Below are 22340 nucleotides of genomic sequence, written 5' to 3'. Positions count from 1 at the left end.
TTTGATTTAAAGGGTGAAGCAAAATGATCTTGCGAAAATGGGAGGTGCGTCCTCTCGATAAGGAACGTGCGGCGGCGTTTGCACAGACGTATGGCGTGCCGTTCTTCCTCGCGATGCTGATGAATATTCGCGGCCTTGACGATGCCGCGCATCTGCGGGAATTTCTTGGCGAGGGCGAGCCGCTCTCCGACCCGTTTCTTTTAAAAGATATGGACAAAGCCGCCGCGCGTATTACCCGCGCGGTGGACAACATGGAAAAAATCGCGGTTTACGGGGATTACGATGCCGACGGTGTGACTTCGACCGCCATGCTGTATTCGTACCTTGAAACGCGCGGTGCGGACGTAATCTTCTACATACCGCAGCGCGAGGGCGAAGGCTACGGCATGAACATCGGCGCCGTGGAATACTTAAAAGAGCAAGGTGTGTCGCTCATTGTCACGGTCGACAACGGCATTTCCTCCGTGCAGGAGGTAGCGCGTGCGAACGAGCTTGGCATTGATGTGGTCGTCACCGATCATCACCGCCCGCAGGAGGTATTGCCCGATGCCGTGGCGGTCGTGGACGCATACCGACCGGATGACACAAGCCCATATAAGCATTTTTCCGGTGTAGGCATCGCGTTTAAATTGCTTATGGCGCTGGAGGACGGCGCGGGCGACGTGGAAGATCTGTTAGAAGCATACAGCGATCTCGCGGCCATCGGCACCATCGGCGATATTGTGCCGCTGACGGGTGAAAACCGCACGCTGATCCGCGCGGGTCTTGAGCGTCTTTCACAGAGCGACCGCCCGGGCGTGCAGGCACTTTTGGAAAACGCAGGCATTGCAGGCAAGGCACTGACGAGCACGAATGTGGCGTTTACACTTGTGCCGCGCATCAACGCGACGGGCCGTATGGGCGCGCCGGAACGCGCTGTGCGCTTGCTTATCAGCGGCTATGAAGAGGAAGCCGAGGTGTTGAGTGAGGAAATCTGCGCCGATAACGAGGAACGCCGCCGTGTGGAAGCAGAGATTGCCGAAGCGGCGTTTGCGGATATCGAAGCGAAAGGATACATGAAAGACCGCGTGGTCGTGGTGGACGGTGAAAACTGGCACCATGGTGTTATTGGCATTGTGGCATCCCGTGTGACGGAGCGCTGCGGCAAGCCGTGCATGATCATTTCGCGCGGCGAAACAGAGGCGAAGGGCAGCGGCAGAAGCGTTGAGGGTTTCTCGCTGTTTGAAGCCATCTGCGCGTGCGGCGACTTGCTCATCAAATTCGGCGGACATCCCATGGCGGCGGGCATCACGTTGAAGCCCGAAAACATCGAAGCGTTCCGCAAGCGAATCAATCAGTATGCGGCGGAGCACTTCCCGCAGATGCCCACGCAGACTGTCACGCTGGACTGCAAGCTGAACCCGGCGGCACTTTCGGTTTCCATGGCGCAAAGCCTGACGCAGTTGGAGCCGTTTGGAAACGGCAACCCGCAGCCGGTGTTCGGTTTGTTCAACATGGAGATTTCCAATGTCACACCGGTCGGCGGCGGGGGGCATCTGCGCCTGACCTTAGAAAAGAACGGCGCGGTCATCACGGCAATGCGTTTTAATACAAAGCCCGAGGAGCTGCCGTACCACATCGGCGATAAGATCGACCTTGCGGTACAGCTGGAGGCGCGCGAATTTCGCGGCCAGCCGTCGCTGACTGTCATCGTGCGCGATATGAAGTTTGCAGCGTTCAATACGGAAAAGAATATAGCGTCGCTTGCGAGCTTTGAAAAGTGGCAGCGCGGCGAGGTGCTTTCCGCGGAGGATAAAAACAGATTATACCCCGACCGCGCGTGCTTAGCGGCCATTTACCGCGCACTGCGCACGGTGAACGGTAAAGAGACGGACCAGGTTCGGTTTGTTTCGCAGTTTGGAAAAGATATGACACTGGGACTCTTTAAAACGGCGCTTCTTGTATTTGAGGAGCGCGGCTTGGTACACAGCGAAATTGCAGACGACACATTTACGGCAACGCTCATCGAAACGAGCGGCAAAACAGATATTACACGTTCCCCGGTGCTTTTGGCACTGCAATAAGGGAACGGAAGGAGTGAAAAACGATGGCAGAAGCAGCAAAAACGTATGCGGACCTTGTGTCACTGATCGAAAAAAGCGAAAAAGAATATGACCTCGCGTTGATCGAAAAAGCGTATAAGTTCGCGGAGGCAGCGCATCAGGGACAGGTGCGGCGCTCCGGCGAGCCGTACATCATCCACCCCATTGCGGTGGCGTATAAGCTTGTGGAATTCGGCATGGATACCCCGTCCGTCGTAGCAGGTCTGCTGCATGACGTCATTGAGGACACGCCGGTTACGTATGACGACATTGTGAAAGCGTTCGGCAAGGAGATTGCAAACCTGACGGACGGCGTGACAAAGCTCGGCAAGATCCCGTTCTCCTCCCGTGAAGAGCAGCAGGCGGAAAACCTGCGCAAAATGCTCATTGCGATGAGCGAGGACATCCGCGTAATCATTATTAAATTTGCGGACCGTATGCACAATTTAGCGACGCTCGAATACGTAGCGCCGCAGAAGCAGCGCGACAAGGCGCTGGAATGTCTTGAGGTGTACGCACCCATTGCGCACCGTCTCGGTATGCGCAAGGTTAAGGAATACATGGAGGACGTTTCTTTAAAGTACCTTGACCCTGTGGCGTATAAGGAGATTGAAGATAACCTTGAGGCGCGCAGCACAAAGCGCAAGCAGTTTATTGAGACAACGAAAGAAATGATCCGCAGTCGTGTGGAGCCGCTTATCCCGGGCGTATATATTGAAGGGCGCGTAAAAAGCGTCAACGGCATTTATCGCAAGATGTTCATTCAGGGTAAGAGCTTTGACGAAATTTACGACGTGTTCGCCCTGCGCGTAATCGTCGATACCATCAACGATTGCTATAATGTGCTCGGTATCATCCATGATATGTTCACCCCGCTGCCGAACCGCTTTAAGGACTACATTTCCACGCCGAAGCAGAACATGTACCAGTCCTTGCACACGACGGTCATCAGCAAAGAGGGCATCCCGTTCGAGGTGCAGATTCGCACGTGGGAAATGCACCACACGGCAGAATACGGCATCGCGGCGCACTGGAAGTATAAGCTCGGCATGACGAGCGGCAACGAAAAGCCCGACTCGCTGGAGGGCCGCTTGCAGTGGATCCGCAACATGCTCGATAACCAGTCCGAAAGTGAAGATATCACTGACCTTGTGCGCTCCATCAAGACCGATCTTGCGCCGGAAGAGGTGTTCGTCTTCACCCCGAAAGGTGACGTTATCAACCTGCCGATGGGCTCTACGGTTATCGATTTTGCGTATGCCATTCATTCCGCCGTCGGCAACCGCATGATCGGCGCAAAGGTTGACCAGAAGATCGTGCCGCTCGATTACAAGGTAAAAACGGGCGAGATCATTGAGATTTTGACGACGAAGGAGGTCGGCCGCGGCCCGAACCGCGACTGGCTTTCCATCGTGCGTACAAGCGAAGCACGCAATAAGATCCGCGCGTGGTTCAAGAAAGAAAAGCGCGATGAGAACATCGTGGAGGGCAAGGCGGAGTTGGAGCGCGAGTTTAAGCGCAACGGCATCGTGATGAGCGACGAGCTGATGCAGTTCATGCTGGAAAGCGCTGGACGCCGCCACAGCTGTGTCACGCCCGATGATTTCTATGCGGCCATCGGCTACGGCGGCATTCAGCTTTGGAAGCTCCTGCCGCGCGTAAAAGAGGAATACCAAAAGACCCACAAGCCTGCACCCGAACCGCAGCAGGAGATTGCGCAGCAGACCCCGCCGCCGAACCTCAACAAGAAAGCGGCAGGCGGCGTGCTCGTAGAGGGTATGGACAACTGTCTCATCAAGTTCTCCCGCTGCTGCAACCCGCTGCCGGGCGATGAGATCGTCGGCTTCATCACGCGCGGTTTCGGCGTTTCCATCCACAAACGCAGCTGCTCGAACGTGCCGAAGGATTTCTCGCAGGCGCCGGAGCCGGAGCGCTGGGTGCGTGCGCACTGGGCGGGTGAAGTCAAGGAAGAGTTCAAGTCTACGCTGCATATTGTGGCAACCGACCGTTCCGGCCTGCTCGCAGACGTGACCCAGCAGCTTTTCAACATGCACATTTTCATTCACTCGCTCAACTCCCGCGAGGTCAAAAACTCGGAGAATGCCGTCATTTCGGCAACGATTACCATCAACGGCCTTTCGCACCTGCAGACCGTTATTGACCGCTTGCAGAAGATTAAGGGCGTAATCTCTATTGACCGCAGCTAAAGGTAAACAAAGATATGAAATATAAATGTATAACGGGCGGGCCTATTTCGGAAAATTGCTACCTGCTCATCGACGAAAAAACGAATCAGGCGGCGGTCGTTGACCCCGGCTTTTTGAACGACGTACTGTTAAATGAAATTAAAAAATATACGGTGCAGAGAATTTTGCTGACACACGGCCATTTTGACCACATTTGGGAGGCTGACCGCCTGCACGAGATGCTCGGTGTGCCGGTGTGCGCCTATGAGACGGAAGCGGCGTTTGCAGCAGACGATAAGCAAAACGGCTCGCTTCTCATGATGTACGAGTCCATCACCTGCAAGGTGCACGAGGCTTTCAAAGACGGTGAAACATTTCAGATCGGCGAAGTGCCGGTCACGGTGCTGCACACGCCCGGCCACACCGCGGGCGGCGTGAGCTACATTACGCCGGACGCCGTGTTTACGGGCGATACGCTGATGGGCTACTCCGTCGGGCGGTGCGACCTGCCAACCGGCAACAGTGCCGAGCTGCGCGAGTCTCTGAAAAAGCTTGCGGCGCTGCCCGGAAATCCCGATATCTGCGGCGGCCACGGCCCCGTGACGACGCTGGAAGACGAAAAGCGCCGAAATCCGTATTTATAAAGGAAAATGTATGGTTTTATATATTATCGATCACCCTTATCATTATGAGGCGGAGAACCTCTGCCGCGTGTTTTACCCGTTTGACAAAGTCACGGTACAGCACGAATTTATGCCGAGCGATGAAAACCGCACGGTGTACACCGCCGAAGAAAACGGCGAATATATCGTGCGCATTGAAGACGCAGACGGCAAAACGGAGCGCAAAGCAAAAGTAGGCGCAGAGACCGAATACGGCATGGTGTCTTTATTATTTGATGCATTTTGCGCCCACACGGGCAATATGCCGCGCTGGGGCATGCTGACGGGCATTCACCCCATTAAGCTCCTGCGCCAGCTGACCGAACAGCACGGCGAAGCGGAAGCGGCAAGGCTGTTCCGCGAAAAATATTTCGTCTCAAACGAAAAAACGGCACTTGCGGTGCGCACCCTGCGCGCACAAAAGCCCATTACGGATAAAGTGCGTGAAAACGACTACTCTTTGTACATTTCCGTGCCGTTCTGCCCCACGCGCTGCGCGTACTGCTCATTCGTTTCGCAGAGCGTGGAAAAGGCCAAGAAACAGATCCCGGAATATCACCGCCTGCTTTTGGAAGAGCTGAAAGAGACGGCAAAAGTCGCCGATGCTTTGGGCTTAAACCTGCGCGCTGTGTATGTCGGGGGCGGCACACCCACGACGTTCTCCGCAGAGCAGCTTTCCGAGATGATCCGCGTTGTGAAAGATTCGTTCGACATGTCGCAGTGCGAGGAACTTACGGTGGAGGCCGGCCGCCCGGATACCATTGACCGTGCAAAGCTGGATGCGCTGCTTAAAAGCGGCGTTTCGCGTATCAGCATCAACCCGCAAACCTTGCAGGACAACGTGCTCGAAAACATCGGCCGCCGCCATACGGCGCAGCAGACTGTGGATGCGTTTCACCTCGCGCGGGAAGCGGGCTTTACGAATATCAATATGGACCTCATTGTCGGCTTGCCGGGTGACACGTATGAGACGTTCTGTGACACAATCGAAAAGGTCATTGCGCTTGACCCTGAGAACGTGACGGTGCACGCGCTCGCATTGAAGCGCTCCTCGTTCATCACGCAGAGCGGCGAGATCAACAAGGCCCACGCCGATGCCGCGCTTGCCGACCGCATGATGGCTTATGCCGAAAAACGGCTGACAGAACGGGGGCTTGAGCCGTATTATCTCTATCGCCAAAGCCGCATGGCGGGCAATTTGGAGAATACGGGCTGGGCAAAACCGGGCACCGCGTGTGCATATAATATTTTCACGATGGATGAGACCGAAACGGTGCTGGCGTGCGGCGCAGGCGGCGTGACGAAGCTTAAGAACCCGTATTCCGAAGATCTTTCACGCATTTTTAACTTCAAATATTCGTATGAATATATCAGCCGTTACCCGGAGATTCTCGAACGAAAGGAGGGCATCGCGAAGCAATATGAGCAATTTCGCAAGCGGTTACATTAAATATATCAATCACTTAGAGCAGATTAACGACGCGGCGCTTTTGAACCCGCAGGTCATGATCGATGAGGTGGAGGATTCCTATCGCGAGCACATCGAAAACATTGCGCGCAACATTGTGACGCATTACAAAACCGCGAAGGTGTGCATGCTGGCGGGGCCGTCCTCCAGCGGCAAGACTACCACGGCGCATTTATTGCAGCGCGAGCTCGGCAAGCTCGGTGTGCACGCCGAGATTGTCTCGCTTGACGATTTTTACCTTGGCCCGGACGAAACGCCCGTGCTGCCGAACGGCGAAAAGGACTATGAGACCGTGGACGCGCTCGACATTGCGCTTATTCAGGATTGTTTGAATTCCGTCATTCACAGCGGCTCCTGCCTTTTGCCGGAGTACGATTTTACAACGAAGACCCGAACATTGGCGGCAAGAAAGCTCGATGTCAGCGACCGCGGGTTCGTTATCATGGAGGGTCTGCACGCGCTGAACCCCATTTTTACGCGTGATCTGCCGGAGGGCAGCACCATAAAGCTGTATGTCAGCGTGAAGCAGCAGATCAAGGACATCAACGGCGAGGTCATTTCGCCGATGGATATTCGCCTTGTGCGCCGCATCTCGCGTGATATCCGTTCCCGCGATACCATGCCGGAGCGCACCATCGCCATGTGGGATAATGTGGTGGCGGGCGAAGATAAATACATCCGCCCGTACCGCCTGTCCGCGGACTACACGGTGAACTCCATTCATATCTATGAACCGTGTGTGCTGCGCAGGCTTGTCATTCCGCTTCTGCGCGAAATCCCGGAGGATAACCCGTGTTACCGTAAGGCGCGCGATTTAGATGCCCGTCTGATGCGCTTTGAGCCCATTGATGCCGAGCTGGTGCCTGCAAACTCTATGCTGCGTGAATTTTTGGGTCCGAAAGTAGAAAACGGTACGAATTAAGGTTATTGTCAGGAAAAATTTAACCTTTGTTTACAAAATTGCCGGTTTGTCATTTGCTTTTTGACACAAATTGCGCTATAATGGGACTGAAAAAAGATACATGAAACGGTGTGCTTCTTAAGGTTCCGTTTCCAAACCACAAAAGGAGAATTTGTTATGGGAATTTTTGATGATGTTGTTGTCAACGCAAAATCCGCTGCACAGACCGTAGGCAAAATGGCAGGCCAGTTTGTGGATATGTCCAAGCTGCGCATCAATATGGCCGAGCTGAACGGCGAGATTACGAAACGCTATCAGGGGCTTGGCCGCTTCATTTACGAGGCCAAGAAGGCCGGTTCCGCAGATGAAGCCGAGCTTGCAGACCAGATCGCCGGTATCGATGATCTGTATGCACAGCTTTCCGCGGTTTCCGCACAGTACGCTTCCATGCAGGATAAAGTGACTTGCCCGGCATGTGGCAAGAAGATGCCGACGGATTCCATGTTCTGCAGCCACTGCGGCGCAAAGCTGGAGAACGCACCGGCAGAGCCGGAAGAAGCTGCCGAAGCAGTCGAGGAGGCCGAAGTCCCCGCAGAGCCGGAGACGACGGAAGTCACAATCGAGACAGAGAAGACGGCTGAGCCGACCGAGGAAGTCAAGACCGAGAAAACGACCGAGGAATAATTGAAAACGCGGGTCCGACCTGCAAGGACGTAAAACCAGAAGGAAAGAGGTGCCCCCTCTTTCCTTTTCTTTCGCCGAGAAACTTTTTTGAAACGGAAGGGTTTTATGGAGCAAAAACGGCCCGCGGCGCGCGTGCAGCAGGGATTTCTGCACGGCGCGTTCATTTTAATGTTCGGCGTTCTTCTGGTGAAGGCCATTGGGGCGTTGTTTAAAATCCCGTTATCGAGTATCATCACGGAAGACGGTATGGGATATTTCAGCACGGCGTATAGTTTTTTTAACGTGCTGTTCAGCCTTTCCACCGTCGGTTTTCCCGTGGCAGTGGCGCGGCTGACTGCGGCGGAGGACGCCTTAGGACATTTTCGTGACGTGCGGCAAATCAAAGCGGCGGCGCTGCCGGTGTTTTCGGTCATCGGCGTTCTCTGTGCTCTGCTGATGGCAAGTTTTGCACCGCTTTATACGCGCTTGGTGCAAAGCCCCGGCGCACTTTTCTCCATGTTGGCGCTTGCGCCGTGTGCCGCGCTGTGTAGTATTTCCTCTGTGTACCGCGGTTATTTTGAGGGGCTGCGCAATATGCTGCCTACGGCGCGTTCGCAGGTTGCGGAATCGCTCGGCAAGCTTATTTTCGGGCTTTCCGGCGCGATTTTTGTGATGCATATGGGCACACGGGAGCTGCAAGCGAGCGGCACGGTATTCGGCTGTACCGTGAAAAGTGAAGCAGATGGCTGTCAGCTTGTCTGCGCTTTAGGTGCTGCTGCCGCAATCCTCGGCGTGACGCTCGGCGCGGTGCTGGGGCTTTTGACGCTTGTCTTCCAAAGTCGCAGGGACGGCGTCACAAAAGCGATGCTGCAACGTGCGCCGAAGCCGAAAAGCAAACGTATTTGGGCCGGAAAATTGCTGCGCACTGCACTGCCCATTTCGCTTGGGGCAGTCGCCATGAGCTTTTCCGGACTCATTGATGCGTCATTTTTGCAGACGCGTGTCGCCTATGCCGTGCAGACAGACCCCGCAGCGTTGCTTTCCATGTACGCCGGCGCGATTCCCAAAGGGAATCTCGCCGCGCCGGAAACCGTGCCGAACTACCTTTTCGGCTGCTACAATATGGCGCTGACACTCTTTTTGCTCGTGCCAAGCGTAACGCAGTCGTTCGGGGTCAGCGCGCTGCCGAGCGTGACACGGGCATTCCAGACGGGGGATTCGCAGAAACTGAAGCGCACCGTGGAAGCGGTGCTGCGTATTACGTTTTTGACGGCACTGCCGATGGGGGTGGGGCTTTCCGTTTTGGCGCAGCCCACCGCACTGCTGATCTACGGTGCACGGCCGGGCACGGTCATCGTGGGGCGCGTGCTGACGACCTTGGGCGCGGCGTCCGTTTTTGCGGCGCTGTGCGGGCCGCTGAACAGCATCTTGCAGGCGATGGGCCATGTGGAGCTGCCCGTGGTGCTGACGCTCATTGGGCTATTCGTAAAAGCCGTGCTCGATTACACGCTCGCCGCTGTGCCGCGTGTGAACGTGCTTGGCGGCGCTGTCGGCACGCTCGTGTGCTATGCGCTCACAAGTGTATTGGCGTGCATTGCGATACGGCGTATCGCCGGCGTGAAAATAGATTTCTTTTCCACTTTTAAAAAACCGTTTCTGGCATCCGTTTGCTGTGGCGTGGCGGCTCTTTTAACACACAAAGCATGGTGTGCGGTGCTGCCGGAATCGCGTTTTTCCGCGCTGCCTGCGGTGTTTTTGGGGGCGCTTATCTATGTTGTTTTCCTGCTGATTGCACGCGGGATCTGCGAAGAAGACATCAAAGCACTGCCAAACGGAGAAAAAATTACAAAAAGACTTGAAAAATACTTGCAAAAAGCAGGGGGATAGGGTAAAATATGAAAGCTGCGTTGAAATATGTAGGAAAATCCCGTTATACGCTGGAAGATCTCAAGGAGATCATCACGATTCTGCGCGCGCCGGACGGCTGCCCGTGGGACCGCGAGCAGGATCACAAAAGCATCCGCCGCGATTTTCTTGAGGAGTGCTACGAAGCGATAGAAGCCATCGATACGGAAGACCCCGTGCTGCTGCGCGAGGAGCTTGGTGATGTGCTTTTTCAGGTGGCGTTCCACAGTGAGCTCGAGCGTGAAGCCGGTCGGTTCGACCTTGACGATGTTATCAGCGACGTTGCTGCCAAAATGGTGCAGCGTCACCCGCATGTGTTTGCCGATGTGACGGCGGACACGACCGAGCAGGTGCTGACAAACTGGGATCAGATTAAGCGCGAGACGAAAAAACAGAAGTCTGACCGCGAGGTGCTTGAAAGCGTAACGCCCGCCATGCCCGCTTTGATGCGTACCCAGAAGGTACTGAAAAAGGCGGCGAAAATGGGCGCGGATAACGGCACGACCGATGACCTGCGCGAAAGCGTTTGCAAAGCTGTAAGCGGTGCAACCGAAGAAAACGGCGCGGAATCGATTGGCAAAGCGCTTTTCAATTTAACGGAGCTCGCACGCCGTCTCGGCGTAGATGCAGAGCAGGCGCTGTCTGAAGCCTGCCGCGCGTATATTGAGCAGTTCGGCGCAGAAGAATAAAGCAATTCACGCTCCGGCGATGGTTCGCGCCGCGGGTGATGAAGATAAATCTAAAAATTTGGAGGTTATTCATAATGAATAAAACAGAACTCATTGCTGCTGTTGCAGAAAAGGCTACCATTTCCAAGAAAGACGCAGAAAACGCTGTTTCCGCTGTTATCGCTTCCATCACAGAGTCCCTCGCAGGCGGCGAGAAGGTTCAGATCGCAGGTTTCGGCACCTTTGAAGTTCGCGAGAGAGGCGAGCGCGTTGGCCGTGACCCGAGAACGAGCGCTGAGATCGTGATCCCGGCTTCCAAGGCTCCGGCATTCAAGGCCGGCAAGGCCCTGAAGGAATCTGTCAATAAGTAATTTTGGCGAATAATTTGTGATGGAACGGATCCCGAAGTGGGTCCGTTCTTCTGTTATAGGCAGTTTTATGCCTCCATATATTAAAGAAAGGAGTTTGAACATGAGACTGGATAAATACTTGAAGGTTTCCCGCATTATCAAGCGCCGCACCGTGGCAAACGAAGCCTGCGACGCCGGTCGAGTCGTCGTCAACGGCAAGATTGCCCGCGCTTCCTACGATGTGAAGGTGAACGATGTTATCGAGCTCACGCTCGGCGCGCGCACCGTGAAGGCCCGCGTTGTTTCCGTGAATGAATATGCAAAAAAAGACGAAGCGGCTATGATGTACGAGATCATCGAAGAAAAGTAAGTTTTTTGACTGTGCTTTTAACATGCTGAGCTGCTCTTGTGCATAAATATTCGCTGCTTGTTCGGTCTTTTTCCGAAAATCGCTGCATATAAATAGGCGATACAGCATAAAAGAGGATCGGTGATACAGTGGCACAGACGGCAAGCGCAAAAGCACATTCTTTGCACATTGAAAACCGCTCGCGTCTTACGGCAAGCGGCGTTACGCGCGTGGATTTTTTCAGCGAGACGCTCATCACGGTGCAGACGGCAGATGGAAGGTTGCACATTAAGGGCGAAGGGCTGTACATTGAAAACATGAGCGCCGAAACGGGCGAGCTGCTTGTAAAGGGCCGCGTGCTGGCGCTTTCGTACACAGACGGCGTGCGCCCGGCGGGCGTTTTAAAAAGGCTTTTAAAATGAGCGGCATTCCGGCAGAAACGCTGTTGCTGTGCCTTGTGTGCGGTGTGTTTTTGGGGCTTGTGTTTGCCGTGTTGGAGTTTTTGCGCCTGCTGTTCTCTCTCGGCAAAATCGCGGCAGCGGTTACGGATGTGCTGTTTTGTCTTTTTGCCGCCGTCGCCACGTTTTTGCTGTCCCTTGCGGTCAGCGTCGGGCACGCGCGCTTTTTTCAAATCGCCTGCGAAGTCATCGGCTTTTTATGCGTGCAGGTCACGGTGACGCACGGCATTTGCCGCTTTTTGCCGTATGCAGAGCGCCGCTTGCACTGCTTTAGAAACCGAATTTTTGCAAAATATGCGCAAGGACGGCGGAAAAAGGTGGAAGCATTGCTAAAAAGCGGGAAAAAACACAAATCATTTCTGAACAAATCGAAAAAAAGCGAAAAAAGGACTTGAATAATGACGGCGCATCATTATATAATGGAACAAGAAAAGCAGCCGAACGCTCGGCATAAGGAAAGGGGAGGAATCCCATGGAAGAAGTCAAGATTAAACGCTATAAGGGCAGCCTCCTTTTAAAGGTCGCCGTGTTCTGTTTTGCGTGCTTCATGGTCACTATGCTCGTCGGGCAGCAGATCTCCATCAGTCAGAAAAAGGACGAACTGCAGCAGTTGAAAAACGAGCTTAAGGAACAGCAGGTCGTCAATGACGAGCTGCGCTATGACCTGAATGAAGAGAACGCAGACAACACAGACTATGCGGAGAAGGTGGCACGCCGCGAACTGGACTATGTAAAGCCCGGCGAGCGTGTGTTCTACAATGTAGGCGGCAACAACTAACAAATTTGAAATCCCGGAGGAAAATTAGAGGGTATGCAGGAAACAAAGCTTGAGGTCGGAGCAATTTTTGAGGGCAAGGTAACGGGCATCACAAAGTTCGGCGCATTCGTCGATCTCGGTAACGGCAAGACCGGTATGGTGCACATTTCAGAGGTTGCCCCGGTCTTCGTAAAGGAGATTCGCGATTTCGTCACGGAAGGCCAGACCGTGAAGGTCAAGATCATCGGCATCAATGAAGACGGCAAGATCAGCCTTTCCATGAAAAAGGCAGACGAAAACGCGCAGCAGCAGCGCCCCCCGCGCCGCCGCGATGAGAACGGCAGACCCCCGCGCCAGAACAATTATCACCGCCGCGAAGCTTCTGCCCCGGTGCAGAGCCCCGCAAGACCGGGCGATTATGAGTGGCGCGCGCGCGAAAACTCCGGCTCTTTTGAAGATATGATGTCCCGCTTTAAGCAGATGAGCGATGAGAAGATCTCGGACCTCAAGCGTGCGGAAAATAAGCGCGGCGGCGGTTATTCCCGCAAGGGCCCGCGCAACAACTAAAGTAAAACAGAAACGGCGCTGTTCTTCGGAACGGCGCTTTTTGTTTTATGAGAAATTTAAATCGCAAACAAATTGTTTATAAATCTTGAAAATTTTATTTTTCTATTGCAATTTTTGTTCAAATGATTTATACTGTAGGTACAGAGAACGGCAGAAGCCGTAAGCTGAATAATGAAAGCCGAGTCTTTCAGAAAGGATGTGTTTTTTCCGTAGATGAAAAAAAGCACATCCCTTTGTGCTTTTTGCGGAAAAAACCGGTAGACGTATGAACATCAAGATCGTTGGCAGAAAAGTGAACCTGAGAGAGAATTTTAAGGAACTGGTGCAGCGCAAGCTCTCTAAGTTTGACCGCATCTTTGATGAAGACGCGGATGCTACCGTAACCGTAACGCTGGAAAAGAATCGCCAGACCGTGGAGATTATGATTAAGCAGCGCGGCATGCTGTACCGTGCAGAAGCCACTGCGCCGGAAATGAACGAAGCGTTGGATGATGTTGTGGCGGCACTGGGCAACCAGATCCGTAGAAATAAAAAGCGCCTTGAGCGCGCACAGAAGATGCAGCCCGTGGAGCTGCCGGATACGTACTACGATATGCCGGATGAGGAAGACGAACCGGAAATCGCAAAGCGCAAGACGTTCTATGTGAAGGTCATGACGGTGGAAGAAGCCATTTTGCAGATGGAAATGCTGGGCCACACGTTCTTCATGTACCGTGACGGCGACACCGGCGAGATTGATGTGGTGTATAAGCGCCGCGACGGCAAGTACGGCGTGCTGGAGCCGGAAGGCTGATTGAAACTAAAATAGAAATTTAATTTGTCGATTATTGGCGGCGCCTCGCTTGAGGCGTCGCTTTTTTTCATTTTTTAACGGAATTTGCGATATTTGTATATATACAATATCCCGAAAGTGCTTGAGAAATCGGGCGCAAAATGCTATAATGCCCGTGAAATTCGCAGACAGGCATTTAAAACGTTACGGTATATGAAAAATGAAGCATTTCGGAGGTCTATATGGAGGAGACGCAAAAGGAAAAGCAAGCGGTGCCGGAGCCCATCGACATCATCACGCTTTTGCACGATGTGCTGCGCGGTGTGAAAAAGCTGTGGTGGGCGTGCCTTTTGCTCACGGTACTGTGCGCCGCGGGCTCGTGGTACACGGCAAAGCGCGCGTATCGCCCGCTGTACCGCGCGGCGGCTTCGTTCACGGTTGCCACCGGCAGCGGGGAAAGCGGCGGGTTCAGCTACGGGTTTTATTACAACACCGCCACGGCTTCGCAGCTCGCACGCACGTTCCCGTACATACTCGAAAGTGAGCTCTTAACGGACAGCATCAAGCAGGCGCTCGGCACGGATTCTATTACAGCTTCGCTTTCGGCGAGCGCAGTGGAGGATTCCAACCTGTTCACGCTGACCGCGACGGGCGCGAATGCCGAAAGCACGTTGAATGTCCTGAACGCCGCTATTGATTGTTACCCGGAGGCCGCACGCTACGTGCTGGGCGACATTAAGCTCCATATGCTGAGCGCCCCAAGTCTGCCGACCACGCCGTATAATATATTCGACGGCAAACGTGCGGCGTTGACGGGCGCGGCGTACGGCCTGCTTTTTGGCGCAGGAGTGATCCTGCTGTACGGCTGCACACGGCGCACCGTGCGGCGCGAGGAGGAGATTGCATCTAAGCTGCATCTTTTGTGTCTCGGCACACTGCCGAAGGTCGTCTTTAAAAAGCGAAGCAAGAGTAGGCGCGAAACGCTCACCCTTACGAACCCGCATGTGCCGGAGCATTACCGCGAGGCTGCGCGCGGGCTTGCCATGCGCCTTGAACGTCGCATGGCGGCATCGGGTGACAAGGTGCTGCTGTTTTGCGGCACACTGCCCGGGGAAGGCGTGCGCACCACGGCGATGACTGCCGCGCATGTGCTGGGCGAAATGGGCAAAAGCGTGGTACTGATCGATTTAGATTTAAAGCGCGGCATGGATAAACTCTCGCCGGGCTTGGAAGCGTGTCTTTTTGGGCACTGCCCGGTACAGGAGGTGCTGCATCGGCGCGGTGCAGAGCCGTATCGCTACGCCGCGTGCAGCCGCGGGCTTTCACCGCGCGAGGTGCTCGCTGTTGGCGAAAATCTGCGCGGCGCGATTGCTTCTCTGCGCGAAGACGCGGACTGCGTTTTGCTCATTGCCCCGGAAAGCGCGCGCTTTGCGGAAATTCTGCCCGCGGCGGAAAGCTGCGATGCGGCGGTGTACGTCATCGAGCAAGATCGCGCATCGCGGACGAAGATCAAAGCGGGCATCGAAAAGCTCCTAAGCTGCGATGTGACCGTTGCGGGCTGCGTGCTGAACGGCGTACAGGCGGGGCTTTCCGGCTACGGTTACGGCAAGTACGGTTATGGCTACGGATACGGAAAATACGGTCGCTACGGGCATTACGGCTACGGTCATTACGGCTCGCACCGCACACGGGAGGAGACGGTATGAGCTATATCGATCTGCACGCGCATGTGCTGCCCAGCGTGGATGACGGCGCGGAAACGCTTGAAGCGTCTCTTATGATGCTGCGTATGGCATCAGAGCATGGCACGAAAGCTTTAGCCGTCACGCCGCATGGGGCGTGGGTGACGAAGACGCAGTATTTGGGAAAATTTGAGCGTCTAAAAGCGGCGGCTGCGCGGGAAGGTCTGCCCGTAAAGCTCTTTTTCGGCATGGAAATGATGGCGGACGGCACGCTGTTTGACCGCCTGCAAAGCGGCGACGTGCAGCCGCTCGGCGAAAGTCGGTTCCTTTTGGTGGAGTTTGACCCGCTCGACTCGTCGGAATGGTGCGCGGCGGCGACTGAGCATATACGAAAATACGGGTATGTGCCGCTCATCGCACACCCGGAGCGGTACGTCATTTTGCAAAACGAACCTTGGCGCGCGGAGCTGTGGACAGAGCGGGGGGCCGCGCTGCAAGTGACGCGCAGCGGTATTTTCGGCGCTTTCGGGCGCAGGGCGGCAGAGACCGCGCGGGTGCTGCTGGAGCGCGATCTGGCTTTTTGCGTGGCGAGCGACGGGCACGGGACCGCGTACCGCAGACCGATTTTGGAGGACGTGAACGCGTGGCTCACGGAGCACTTCGGTGCTGCGTATGCCGAGCGGATGCTGCATGAAAACCCACGCAGAATTCTGAGCGGCGAAGCCGGAAAGGAGAGAATCGCATGAGGGTATTTCAAATGGTAATGGCAGTGCTGTTCTGCGCCGCACTGACGTTTTACCTGTGGGTTGCCGTGCCGCGCGTACAGGCGCAGGATACCTCCATGCCCGTTTTGACGGACGAAACGGACGGCGAACTTGCGCTCAGCGTCACCGCGCCGGAAAGCGCGTATTGCGCGGGGCTGCATGCCGAAGACGCGCATGACGGAGACCTGACGGATGAGATCTGCATTGCGGGTATGTCCGCGTTGTTGGACGGCGACCGTCGGCGCATAAAATACGTGGTGTTCGATGCGGACTGCCACGCGGCGACGCTCACGCGCACGGTGCGGTATACGGATTACAACCCGCCGCGCTTTGCGCTGAATGTACCGTCGACCTACCGCACGGGCGAGATGCCCGCGCTTTTGGCGCAGATCACAGCGGAGGACGTAATGGACGGCGACGTTTCCGACCGTATTCGACTGTTCACCGAAGATATTACTTTTGTGGAAAACGACATGTACACGCTGCCGGTATCCGTGACGAATTCCTACGGCGGACAGAGCGAGATGCAGCTTTATATGCAGCTGAGCGACAGCAGTCTTGAAATTCGCCTGAAGCAGGGAATCGTGTATGTGAAGGCAGGCGAAAAGTTTGAGCCGAAGGATTATTTGGAGGGCGTGTTTGACCATGCAGGCACGGCGGTAAAGGTGAAAAAGCAGACAGTGACGCAAATAGATACCGCAAAGCCCGGTTGTTACCCGGTGCAGTATGCGGCAGAGACGGAAACAGAGACCGTGCGCGCCTGCCTGACGGTGATCGTGGAGGAGGGGAAAACGTGAAGGACGAGCGCTTTTTTTGGGGTGACCTGCACCCCGTGTGCGTGCTGCGTGGGCTGCTCTATAATCTGTGGGTGTTGATTTTGGCGGTGCTCACGGCATGGCTGTGCGTGGAGGGGTATCATCTTTTTACGTATCACCCTGTGTATACCGCTTCGGCGACCGTGGCGGTAAATGTAAAGGGCGGCACGAGCGCGTATACCTCTTTAGATCTCACGGCCCGCATGGCGCAGGTGTTTGCGAGTGTGTTTCAAAGCGATACGTTCCGCGAGGCCGCGCAGTGCGACGTTGTGGCTTCCGTTTTGCCGGAGACAAACCTCATCAATGTGCAGGTGACGGCGGAAAACCCGCGCGAATCGTTTTTATCGTTGAAAAATGTGCTGGAAAACCACGCAGACCTGACGGACGAGCTGTTCTCAAACGCCGAGCTGCGCGTCATCCGCGACCCGCAGGTGCCGCTTGCTCCTTCAAACCCGGTGGACTTAAAGCCGTACCGCATGCGGGCCTGTGTGGGCGCGATGCTGGCTGCATCGCTGATTGTATCGGTTTTGTTTCTGCGGCGCGATACGGTGCAAACTCCGCAGGCCGCGCGGCACAAGCTGGATGGGCGCGTGCTGGGCACCATCGGGCACGAGCGCAAGGAAAAGCGGCTGTTCGTAAAAAAGAGCCGCGGTGCGGGGCGCAAGGCTGCGGCGCTGCTGACAGACCCTTTTGTGCGGTACACCTACACGGAAGCGTATCAGGATCTCTGTGCGGCGTTGGAGCACCGCATGCGGCGGGACGGCAAAAAAGTGCTGCTGCTCACGGGCGCGGGAGAAAACGAAGGAAAATCAAGCGTAGCGGCAAATTTGGCGCTGGCGCTTTCCATGCGCGGGCGGCATGTGCTGCTGTTGGATCTCGATTTAAGAAAACCGGCGTTGCACAAAATTTTCGGCCTGCGCACGGCGGCTAAAAACGGGATCGGGCAATATTTGCAGGCAGAGAAAGACGCGGAGCCGCCGCTTATTTTTTCGGAAAAATACGGCATTTCGCTCGGCCTTACCGCGCCCGCCGCGCACCCGGAGCGCCTTTTGCACAGCGAAAAGCTGAAAAAGCTGCTTTTGGCGGCGCGGGCGGACGAACGCTTTGACTATGTTTTGCTCGATTCCCCACCGATGCTGCTTTCCGCCGATGCCGAGGCGCTCAGTGCGCTTTCGGATCTTTCGGTGCTCGTTGTGCGGCAGGACTACACTCCGGCCGGTATAGTAAACGACTGCGCCGACGCGCTCACGCAGAGCGGGACGGATTTTGCCGGATTTATCCTGAATGATTTTTACGCGGCTGTGCACCCGCAGCAGCTTTTTGCAGTGCGGACGGCTTCGTCAAAATAGTGCCTTGTAGCTAAAAATGCAGATGTTTTGTCGGCGTTTTACTGATTTTGACGGCTTTTTGTTCAAATCCGTTGACGCACAACGGGTAAAAGCGATATAATAACTCGGATAAGGCACTGCCGCGGAATGCGCGGCGCGCCGACTTTTCCCGAAACGTCAAAATCAAAGGAGTACACGATATGAGCAAATGGAAGGAACGGATCCCGGGCATTGTGATCTCTGTCCTTTTGGTGGCAGTGTTTGCCGTGTTTATGGTGATCCTTCTGCAAAGCAAGATGGTGCCGACGAAGCTGCTGATCCTTGGCGGTATTGCACTTGTCCTTTTGGTGGCTTCTGCTGTTTTGTTGGTGCGCAGCATCCGAAATAAAGGGCAGTTCATCTGCGGCGCGTCGCTTTCCCTGGTGCTGACGCTGGTGCTTGGTCTTGCGAGCAACTACATTTCGGTCGCGACCGGCACGCTGACGGAGATTGGCGCGGTGCGCACGGAATATACGCCCGTAGCGGTCTATGTGCGCACGGATGACCCGGCTTCCGCGTTGGAAGACACAAAGGGCTATACGTTCGGCATTTTGGAATCGCTTGACCGCGAAAGCACCGATTCCGCCGTCAGCCAGATCACGGAGCGCTTTGGCAGCGCAGTGACGACGAAGACGTATGCCGGCATCACACAGCTCATCGACGGCCTGCTCAACAAAGAATGCGGTGCGATCATCCTAAATACTGCATACCTCGACGTTGTGACGGAGCTCGATAAATACGCCGATGTAGAAAGCAAAATTCGCGAGCTTGAAGTGCTGCACGTGGAAACGGCGGTACAGAGCGAAGCGGAAAAGACGCAGAGCACCGGCAACAGCGATGCGGAAAATCGCATCTACACCTTGTACATCAGCGGCAGCGATACACGCCAGGGCCTTAACACGGTCGGCCGCAGCGACGTAAACATTTTGGCGACAATCAATACGGAAACGCGCCAGATTCTGCTTGTGACGACCCCGCGCGACTACTATGTGCCGCTGCCTGTTTCGGGCGGCATCCCGGATAAGCTGACACATGCGGGTATTTACGGCGTGAACGTTTCCATAGGCACGCTCGAAATGCTGTATGATACGGATATTGATTACTATTTCCGCCTCAATTTCTCCGGCTTTACCGGCATTGTGGATGCGCTCGGCGGCATTACGGTCGATAACGATGTTGCGTTTACAAAAGGCGATTATACGTACCCGGTGGGCAAGGTGCAGATGGACGGCAAAATGGCGCTGACCTTTGCCCGCGAGCGCTATTCGTTTGTGGATGGCGATATTCAGCGCGGTAAAAACCAGCTGAAGGTTATTTCCGCCATCATCGATAAGGCACTTTCCCCGGATATTCTGGTGCGCTACAACTCCATTATGGACAGCATCAAGGACTGCTTCGAGATGGATGTGCCGTATGACGACATCGCGGCGCTCGTGCGCCGTCAGCTTTCCGATAACGGCTCTTGGAACGTCGTCCAATACAGCGTGACCGGCACGGGCGATTCGCAGATCCCGTACTCCATGAGCGATTACGCCTACGTCATGCGTCCGGATTATAACACCGTAAATAAGGCAAAAGAGCTGATGCAGGCTGTTAAGGACGGCAAAACGCTCTCGAAGTCCGATACGAACATTACGGATGCAGATCGCACAAGATATGCTTCTATGCCGGGTGACCCCGCTGCCTCGTACACGAGCAGCGGAAGCGGTACCCAGAGCAGCTCCAGCGACAACTACAGCTACTCCGACAGCAACGATTACAGCTATTCGGGTGGATCCGACAATTCCGGCTACGAAGAGCCTTCTGTGCCATCCGAACCCTCCGGCGGCGAAACGTCGTCTGAACCTGCGGGCGGTGACGAGACACCGTCTGAGCCTTCCGGCGGCGAAGAGATTCCATCCGAACCCTCCGGTGGCGGCGAGACACCGGCAGAGCCGGATCCCGGCACAAACGGCGGCGAAACAATCGCAGAGCCTGCGGCTTAAATGAAATTTCATACCATGTAAACTTTTTCCCCCGAAGCCCTTGCGGTTTTCGGGGGAATTCTTTATAATTATTATGAGGTGTTTTGGCTATTCAGTATGCGACAAGGAGAAACTATGCACCGAAGAAGAAAATTGCCCGAAAACGGCGTTGTCATTGTGCTTGGCGCACGGGTGGTGGGGGCATCGAAAACCTGCCCCGCGCACCTCAGTCGCGCGTTTCAATATCGTGTGGATACTGCAGCATCGTATCTAAAAGCCTATCCGAAAGCCGTTTGTATCACGACCGGCGGGCAGGGCAAGGACGAGCCGCAAAGCGAGGGCGAAGCCGCAAAGGAAGCGCTGATGAAGTTCGGGGTTGCGCCGAAGCGCATCTTTGCGGAAGTAAACTCCAAAACGACGCTTGAAAACCTGCGTTTTGCGCGGGATATTCTGCGCGAAAATGGCTTTTCCGATACCGTTTTGCTTGCAACGCAAAGTTACCACCAGTGGCGCGCCTGCCGCATGGCAAAAATGTTGGGACTTACGCCGTATCCGCTGCATGCGAAGACCAATTTGAAAAGTCTGCCGAAAAACCTGTGCCGAGAATTTCTGGCTATCCTGAAATTCCTGCTGTTTACCCGAAAGGAATGAGACGAATGGAACAAGAGCAAAAGCGCTTGCTGATCCGCGGTGCGCGCATTTTGAACCCCGCGCGCGGCGAGGATTATATCGGCAATATTTTGATCTCCGGGGACCGCATCAGCGCGGTTTCCGAAAACCTGTACGATGCGGATGCCGAAGTCATTGAAGCAAAAGGTTTAACGGCGGTGCCGGGCTTTGTGGATATGCATGTGCATTTGCGTGACCCTGGCTTTACCGATAAAGAAGATATTTACACGGGCTGCCGTGCGGCTGCGGCGGGCGGCGTGACGAGCCTTTTGTGTATGCCGAACACGAAGCCGGCGGTTGATACGCCCGAGACTGTGCGCTATATTTTGGACAAAGCAAAGACCGCCGATGCGCATGTTTACGTTGCGGCGGCGATTACAAAGGGGCTGAAAGGCGAAGAGCTGTGCGACTTAGAAGCGCTGCACGATGCCGGTGCCATTGCCTTGAGCGACGACGGTCGCCCGGTCATTGATACCGCCTGCCTTGTAAAGGCATTATGCGAAGCGCCGAAGCTCCACATGCGCGTGACGGCGCACTGCGAAGATTTGTTCCTCGCGAAAAAGTGGGTCATGCATGAGGGAGAAGTTTCCGAAAAGCTCAATCTGCCCGGCGTACCTGCGGCGGCGGAGGACTGCGGCACGGCGCGCGAAATTGCGGCGGCTGCGGCGTATGGCGTGCCGGTGCACATCTGCCATGTCAGCACGGCAACCTCTGCGGCGCTCATCCGTGATGCCAAAGCCCGCGGCGTAAAGGTGACGGCGGAGACCGCGCCGCACTACTTGCTTTTGACCGACGAAGCGCTCGAAAAGCACGACGCGGACTACCGCATGAACCCGCCGCTGCGCAGCGAGAAGGACCGCCTTGCGATGATCGAGGCCGTAAAGGACGGCACGATCGACGTCATCGCGACCGACCACGCGCCGCACACGCCGGCGGAAAAAGCCGATTTTCTGCACGCGCCGAACGGCTCCATCGGTATGGAAACGTCGTTTGCGGCGGCATATACCGCGCTTGTAAAGACCGGCGTTTTGACGCTTACAGAGCTCATCGAAAAGATGAGCGTGCGTCCGGCGGAGCTGCTCGGCATTGAAGCCGGCGCCATCGGTGCGGGAGAAGTGGCCGATATTGCGCTGATTGACGAGCACGAAGCGTGGGTTGTGGACCCCGAAAAGCTGCACGGCAAAAGCCGCAACACGCCGTTTAAGGGCATGACGCTCACGGGCCGCGTAAAGGCGACCGTCTGCGGCGGCAGAGTTGTATTTAATGAACTGTAAAAGTTTGAGAAATTTGAA

General features: G+C 55.2%; 22 protein-coding genes. All 22 read left to right on the top strand.

Translation table 11 applies throughout. The features are described 5' to 3' along the window. Positions 1-23 precede the first annotated feature (23 nt). The 22 genes from recJ (at position 24) to R2K26_RS07450 (ending at position 22322) form a co-directional block, all read left to right on the top strand. Entirely contained in the window at positions 24-2063 is a 2040-nt protein-coding gene (recJ, locus tag R2K26_RS07555; protein ID WP_316519448.1) for a single-stranded-DNA-specific exonuclease RecJ, read from the top strand. 23 nt (positions 2064-2086) lie between these two features. Continuing rightward, entirely contained in the window at positions 2087-4288 is a 2202-nt protein-coding gene (locus R2K26_RS07550; RefSeq protein WP_316519447.1) for a bifunctional (p)ppGpp synthetase/guanosine-3',5'-bis(diphosphate) 3'-pyrophosphohydrolase, read from the top strand. A 14-nt stretch (positions 4289-4302) separates the two neighbouring features. Beyond that, positions 4303-4911 (top strand): MBL fold metallo-hydrolase, encoded by a 609-nt coding sequence (locus R2K26_RS07545; RefSeq protein WP_316519446.1) that lies wholly within the window; start codon positions 4303-4305, stop codon positions 4909-4911. A gap of 10 nt (positions 4912-4921) precedes the next feature. Then, a complete protein-coding gene (hemZ, locus tag R2K26_RS07540) occupies positions 4922-6379 on the top strand; it encodes a coproporphyrinogen dehydrogenase HemZ (RefSeq protein WP_316519445.1) in 1458 nt (485 codons plus the stop codon). Then, a complete protein-coding gene (locus tag R2K26_RS07535; RefSeq protein WP_316519444.1) occupies positions 6351-7319 on the top strand; it encodes a nucleoside kinase in 969 nt (322 codons plus the stop codon). The genes hemZ and R2K26_RS07535 overlap by 29 nt, the downstream gene beginning before the upstream one ends. A gap of 156 nt (positions 7320-7475) precedes the next feature. Continuing rightward, a complete protein-coding gene (locus R2K26_RS07530; RefSeq protein WP_316519443.1) occupies positions 7476-7982 on the top strand; it encodes a zinc ribbon domain-containing protein in 507 nt (168 codons plus the stop codon). Between the two features lie 105 nt (positions 7983-8087). Then, positions 8088-9848, top strand: coding sequence for a polysaccharide biosynthesis protein (locus R2K26_RS07525; RefSeq protein ID WP_316519442.1), 1761 nt, complete (start codon positions 8088-8090; stop codon positions 9846-9848). Positions 9849-9856: 8 nt separating this feature from the next. Continuing rightward, positions 9857-10555, top strand: coding sequence for a nucleoside triphosphate pyrophosphohydrolase (mazG, locus tag R2K26_RS07520; RefSeq protein WP_316519441.1), 699 nt, complete (start codon positions 9857-9859; stop codon positions 10553-10555). A gap of 74 nt (positions 10556-10629) precedes the next feature. Beyond that, complete coding sequence (locus R2K26_RS07515; protein WP_176820748.1) at positions 10630-10905, top strand: HU family DNA-binding protein; 276 nt, start codon at positions 10630-10632, stop codon at positions 10903-10905. Positions 10906-11005: 100 nt separating this feature from the next. After that, a complete protein-coding gene (locus R2K26_RS07510) occupies positions 11006-11254 on the top strand; it encodes an RNA-binding S4 domain-containing protein (protein WP_176820747.1) in 249 nt (82 codons plus the stop codon). Positions 11255-11382: 128 nt separating this feature from the next. After that, positions 11383-11655, top strand: a complete 273-nt coding sequence (locus R2K26_RS07505; protein ID WP_316519440.1) for a YabP/YqfC family sporulation protein — start codon at positions 11383-11385, stop codon at positions 11653-11655. After that, positions 11652-12086: a spore cortex biosynthesis protein YabQ gene (gene yabQ, locus R2K26_RS07500; protein ID WP_316519439.1), complete on the top strand. Its 435-nt coding sequence runs from the start codon at positions 11652-11654 to the stop codon at positions 12084-12086. Before R2K26_RS07505 ends, yabQ begins: the two co-directional genes overlap by 4 nt. A gap of 77 nt (positions 12087-12163) precedes the next feature. Then, positions 12164-12469: a septum formation initiator family protein gene (locus tag R2K26_RS07495; RefSeq protein ID WP_176820744.1), complete on the top strand. Its 306-nt coding sequence runs from the start codon at positions 12164-12166 to the stop codon at positions 12467-12469. A 33-nt stretch (positions 12470-12502) separates the two neighbouring features. After that, positions 12503-13015: a S1 RNA-binding domain-containing protein gene (locus tag R2K26_RS07490; protein WP_308448973.1), complete on the top strand. Its 513-nt coding sequence runs from the start codon at positions 12503-12505 to the stop codon at positions 13013-13015. A 265-nt stretch (positions 13016-13280) separates the two neighbouring features. Next, a complete protein-coding gene (gene hpf / locus R2K26_RS07485) occupies positions 13281-13808 on the top strand; it encodes a ribosome hibernation-promoting factor, HPF/YfiA family (protein WP_176820742.1) in 528 nt (175 codons plus the stop codon). Between the two features lie 221 nt (positions 13809-14029). Further along, complete coding sequence (locus R2K26_RS07480) at positions 14030-15493, top strand: hypothetical protein (RefSeq protein WP_316519438.1); 1464 nt, start codon at positions 14030-14032, stop codon at positions 15491-15493. Beyond that, complete coding sequence (locus R2K26_RS07475; RefSeq protein ID WP_316519437.1) at positions 15490-16215, top strand: CpsB/CapC family capsule biosynthesis tyrosine phosphatase; 726 nt, start codon at positions 15490-15492, stop codon at positions 16213-16215. The genes R2K26_RS07480 and R2K26_RS07475 overlap by 4 nt, the downstream gene beginning before the upstream one ends. Further along, positions 16212-17030 (top strand): bacterial Ig-like domain-containing protein, encoded by an 819-nt coding sequence (locus R2K26_RS07470; protein WP_316519436.1) that lies wholly within the window; start codon positions 16212-16214, stop codon positions 17028-17030. The genes R2K26_RS07475 and R2K26_RS07470 overlap by 4 nt, the downstream gene beginning before the upstream one ends. Continuing rightward, positions 17027-18397 (top strand): P-loop NTPase, encoded by a 1371-nt coding sequence (locus R2K26_RS07465; protein WP_176820738.1) that lies wholly within the window; start codon positions 17027-17029, stop codon positions 18395-18397. Before R2K26_RS07470 ends, R2K26_RS07465 begins: the two co-directional genes overlap by 4 nt. Positions 18398-18576: 179 nt before the next feature. Further along, the gene (locus tag R2K26_RS07460) at positions 18577-20400 is read left to right on the top strand and encodes an LCP family protein (protein ID WP_316519435.1); all 1824 of its coding nucleotides are present in this window, start codon (positions 18577-18579) and stop codon (positions 20398-20400) included. A gap of 114 nt (positions 20401-20514) precedes the next feature. Then, entirely contained in the window at positions 20515-21030 is a 516-nt protein-coding gene (locus tag R2K26_RS07455; protein WP_316519434.1) for a YdcF family protein, read from the top strand. Positions 21031-21035: 5 nt separating this feature from the next. Then, positions 21036-22322 carry a dihydroorotase gene (locus R2K26_RS07450; RefSeq protein WP_316519433.1) on the top strand — a complete coding sequence of 429 codons (1287 nt, stop codon included), beginning with the start codon at positions 21036-21038 and terminating at the stop codon, positions 22320-22322. Positions 22323-22340: the final 18 nt, after the last annotated feature.

Origin of the sequence: Neglectibacter sp. CSJ-5, from assembly GCF_032490475.1 — a bacterium.
Taxonomy (GTDB): Bacteria; Bacillota; Clostridia; order Oscillospirales; family Acutalibacteraceae; genus Hominenteromicrobium; species Hominenteromicrobium mulieris.
This window is presented reverse-complemented; position numbering and strand designations above follow the sequence as displayed.

Excerpts from the sequence above, each read along its gene's own strand:
- R2K26_RS07450 (WP_316519433.1), top strand. The coding sequence starts at position 21,036 with ATGGAACAAGAGCAAAAGCGCTTGCTGATCCGCGGTGCGCGCATTTTG.
- R2K26_RS07545 (WP_316519446.1), top strand. The coding sequence starts at position 4,303 with ATGAAATATAAATGTATAACGGGCGGGCCTATTTCGGAAAATTGCTAC.
- yabQ (WP_316519439.1), top strand. The coding sequence starts at position 11,652 with ATGAGCGGCATTCCGGCAGAAACGCTGTTGCTGTGCCTTGTGTGCGGT.
- R2K26_RS07515 (WP_176820748.1), top strand. The coding sequence starts at position 10,630 with ATGAATAAAACAGAACTCATTGCTGCTGTTGCAGAAAAGGCTACCATT.
- R2K26_RS07490 (WP_308448973.1), top strand. The coding sequence starts at position 12,503 with ATGCAGGAAACAAAGCTTGAGGTCGGAGCAATTTTTGAGGGCAAGGTA.
- R2K26_RS07535 (WP_316519444.1), top strand. The coding sequence starts at position 6,351 with ATGAGCAATTTCGCAAGCGGTTACATTAAATATATCAATCACTTAGAG.
- R2K26_RS07475 (WP_316519437.1), top strand. The coding sequence starts at position 15,490 with ATGAGCTATATCGATCTGCACGCGCATGTGCTGCCCAGCGTGGATGAC.
- R2K26_RS07530 (WP_316519443.1), top strand. The coding sequence starts at position 7,476 with ATGGGAATTTTTGATGATGTTGTTGTCAACGCAAAATCCGCTGCACAG.
- R2K26_RS07525 (WP_316519442.1), top strand. The coding sequence starts at position 8,088 with ATGGAGCAAAAACGGCCCGCGGCGCGCGTGCAGCAGGGATTTCTGCAC.
- hemZ (WP_316519445.1), top strand. The coding sequence starts at position 4,922 with ATGGTTTTATATATTATCGATCACCCTTATCATTATGAGGCGGAGAAC.
- R2K26_RS07495 (WP_176820744.1), top strand. The coding sequence starts at position 12,164 with ATGGAAGAAGTCAAGATTAAACGCTATAAGGGCAGCCTCCTTTTAAAG.
- R2K26_RS07455 (WP_316519434.1), top strand. The coding sequence starts at position 20,515 with ATGCACCGAAGAAGAAAATTGCCCGAAAACGGCGTTGTCATTGTGCTT.
- R2K26_RS07510 (WP_176820747.1), top strand. The coding sequence starts at position 11,006 with ATGAGACTGGATAAATACTTGAAGGTTTCCCGCATTATCAAGCGCCGC.
- recJ (WP_316519448.1), top strand. The coding sequence starts at position 24 with ATGATCTTGCGAAAATGGGAGGTGCGTCCTCTCGATAAGGAACGTGCG.
- R2K26_RS07480 (WP_316519438.1), top strand. The coding sequence starts at position 14,030 with ATGGAGGAGACGCAAAAGGAAAAGCAAGCGGTGCCGGAGCCCATCGAC.
- hpf (WP_176820742.1), top strand. The coding sequence starts at position 13,281 with ATGAACATCAAGATCGTTGGCAGAAAAGTGAACCTGAGAGAGAATTTT.
- R2K26_RS07460 (WP_316519435.1), top strand. The coding sequence starts at position 18,577 with ATGAGCAAATGGAAGGAACGGATCCCGGGCATTGTGATCTCTGTCCTT.
- R2K26_RS07470 (WP_316519436.1), top strand. The coding sequence starts at position 16,212 with ATGAGGGTATTTCAAATGGTAATGGCAGTGCTGTTCTGCGCCGCACTG.
- mazG (WP_316519441.1), top strand. The coding sequence starts at position 9,857 with ATGAAAGCTGCGTTGAAATATGTAGGAAAATCCCGTTATACGCTGGAA.
- R2K26_RS07550 (WP_316519447.1), top strand. The coding sequence starts at position 2,087 with ATGGCAGAAGCAGCAAAAACGTATGCGGACCTTGTGTCACTGATCGAA.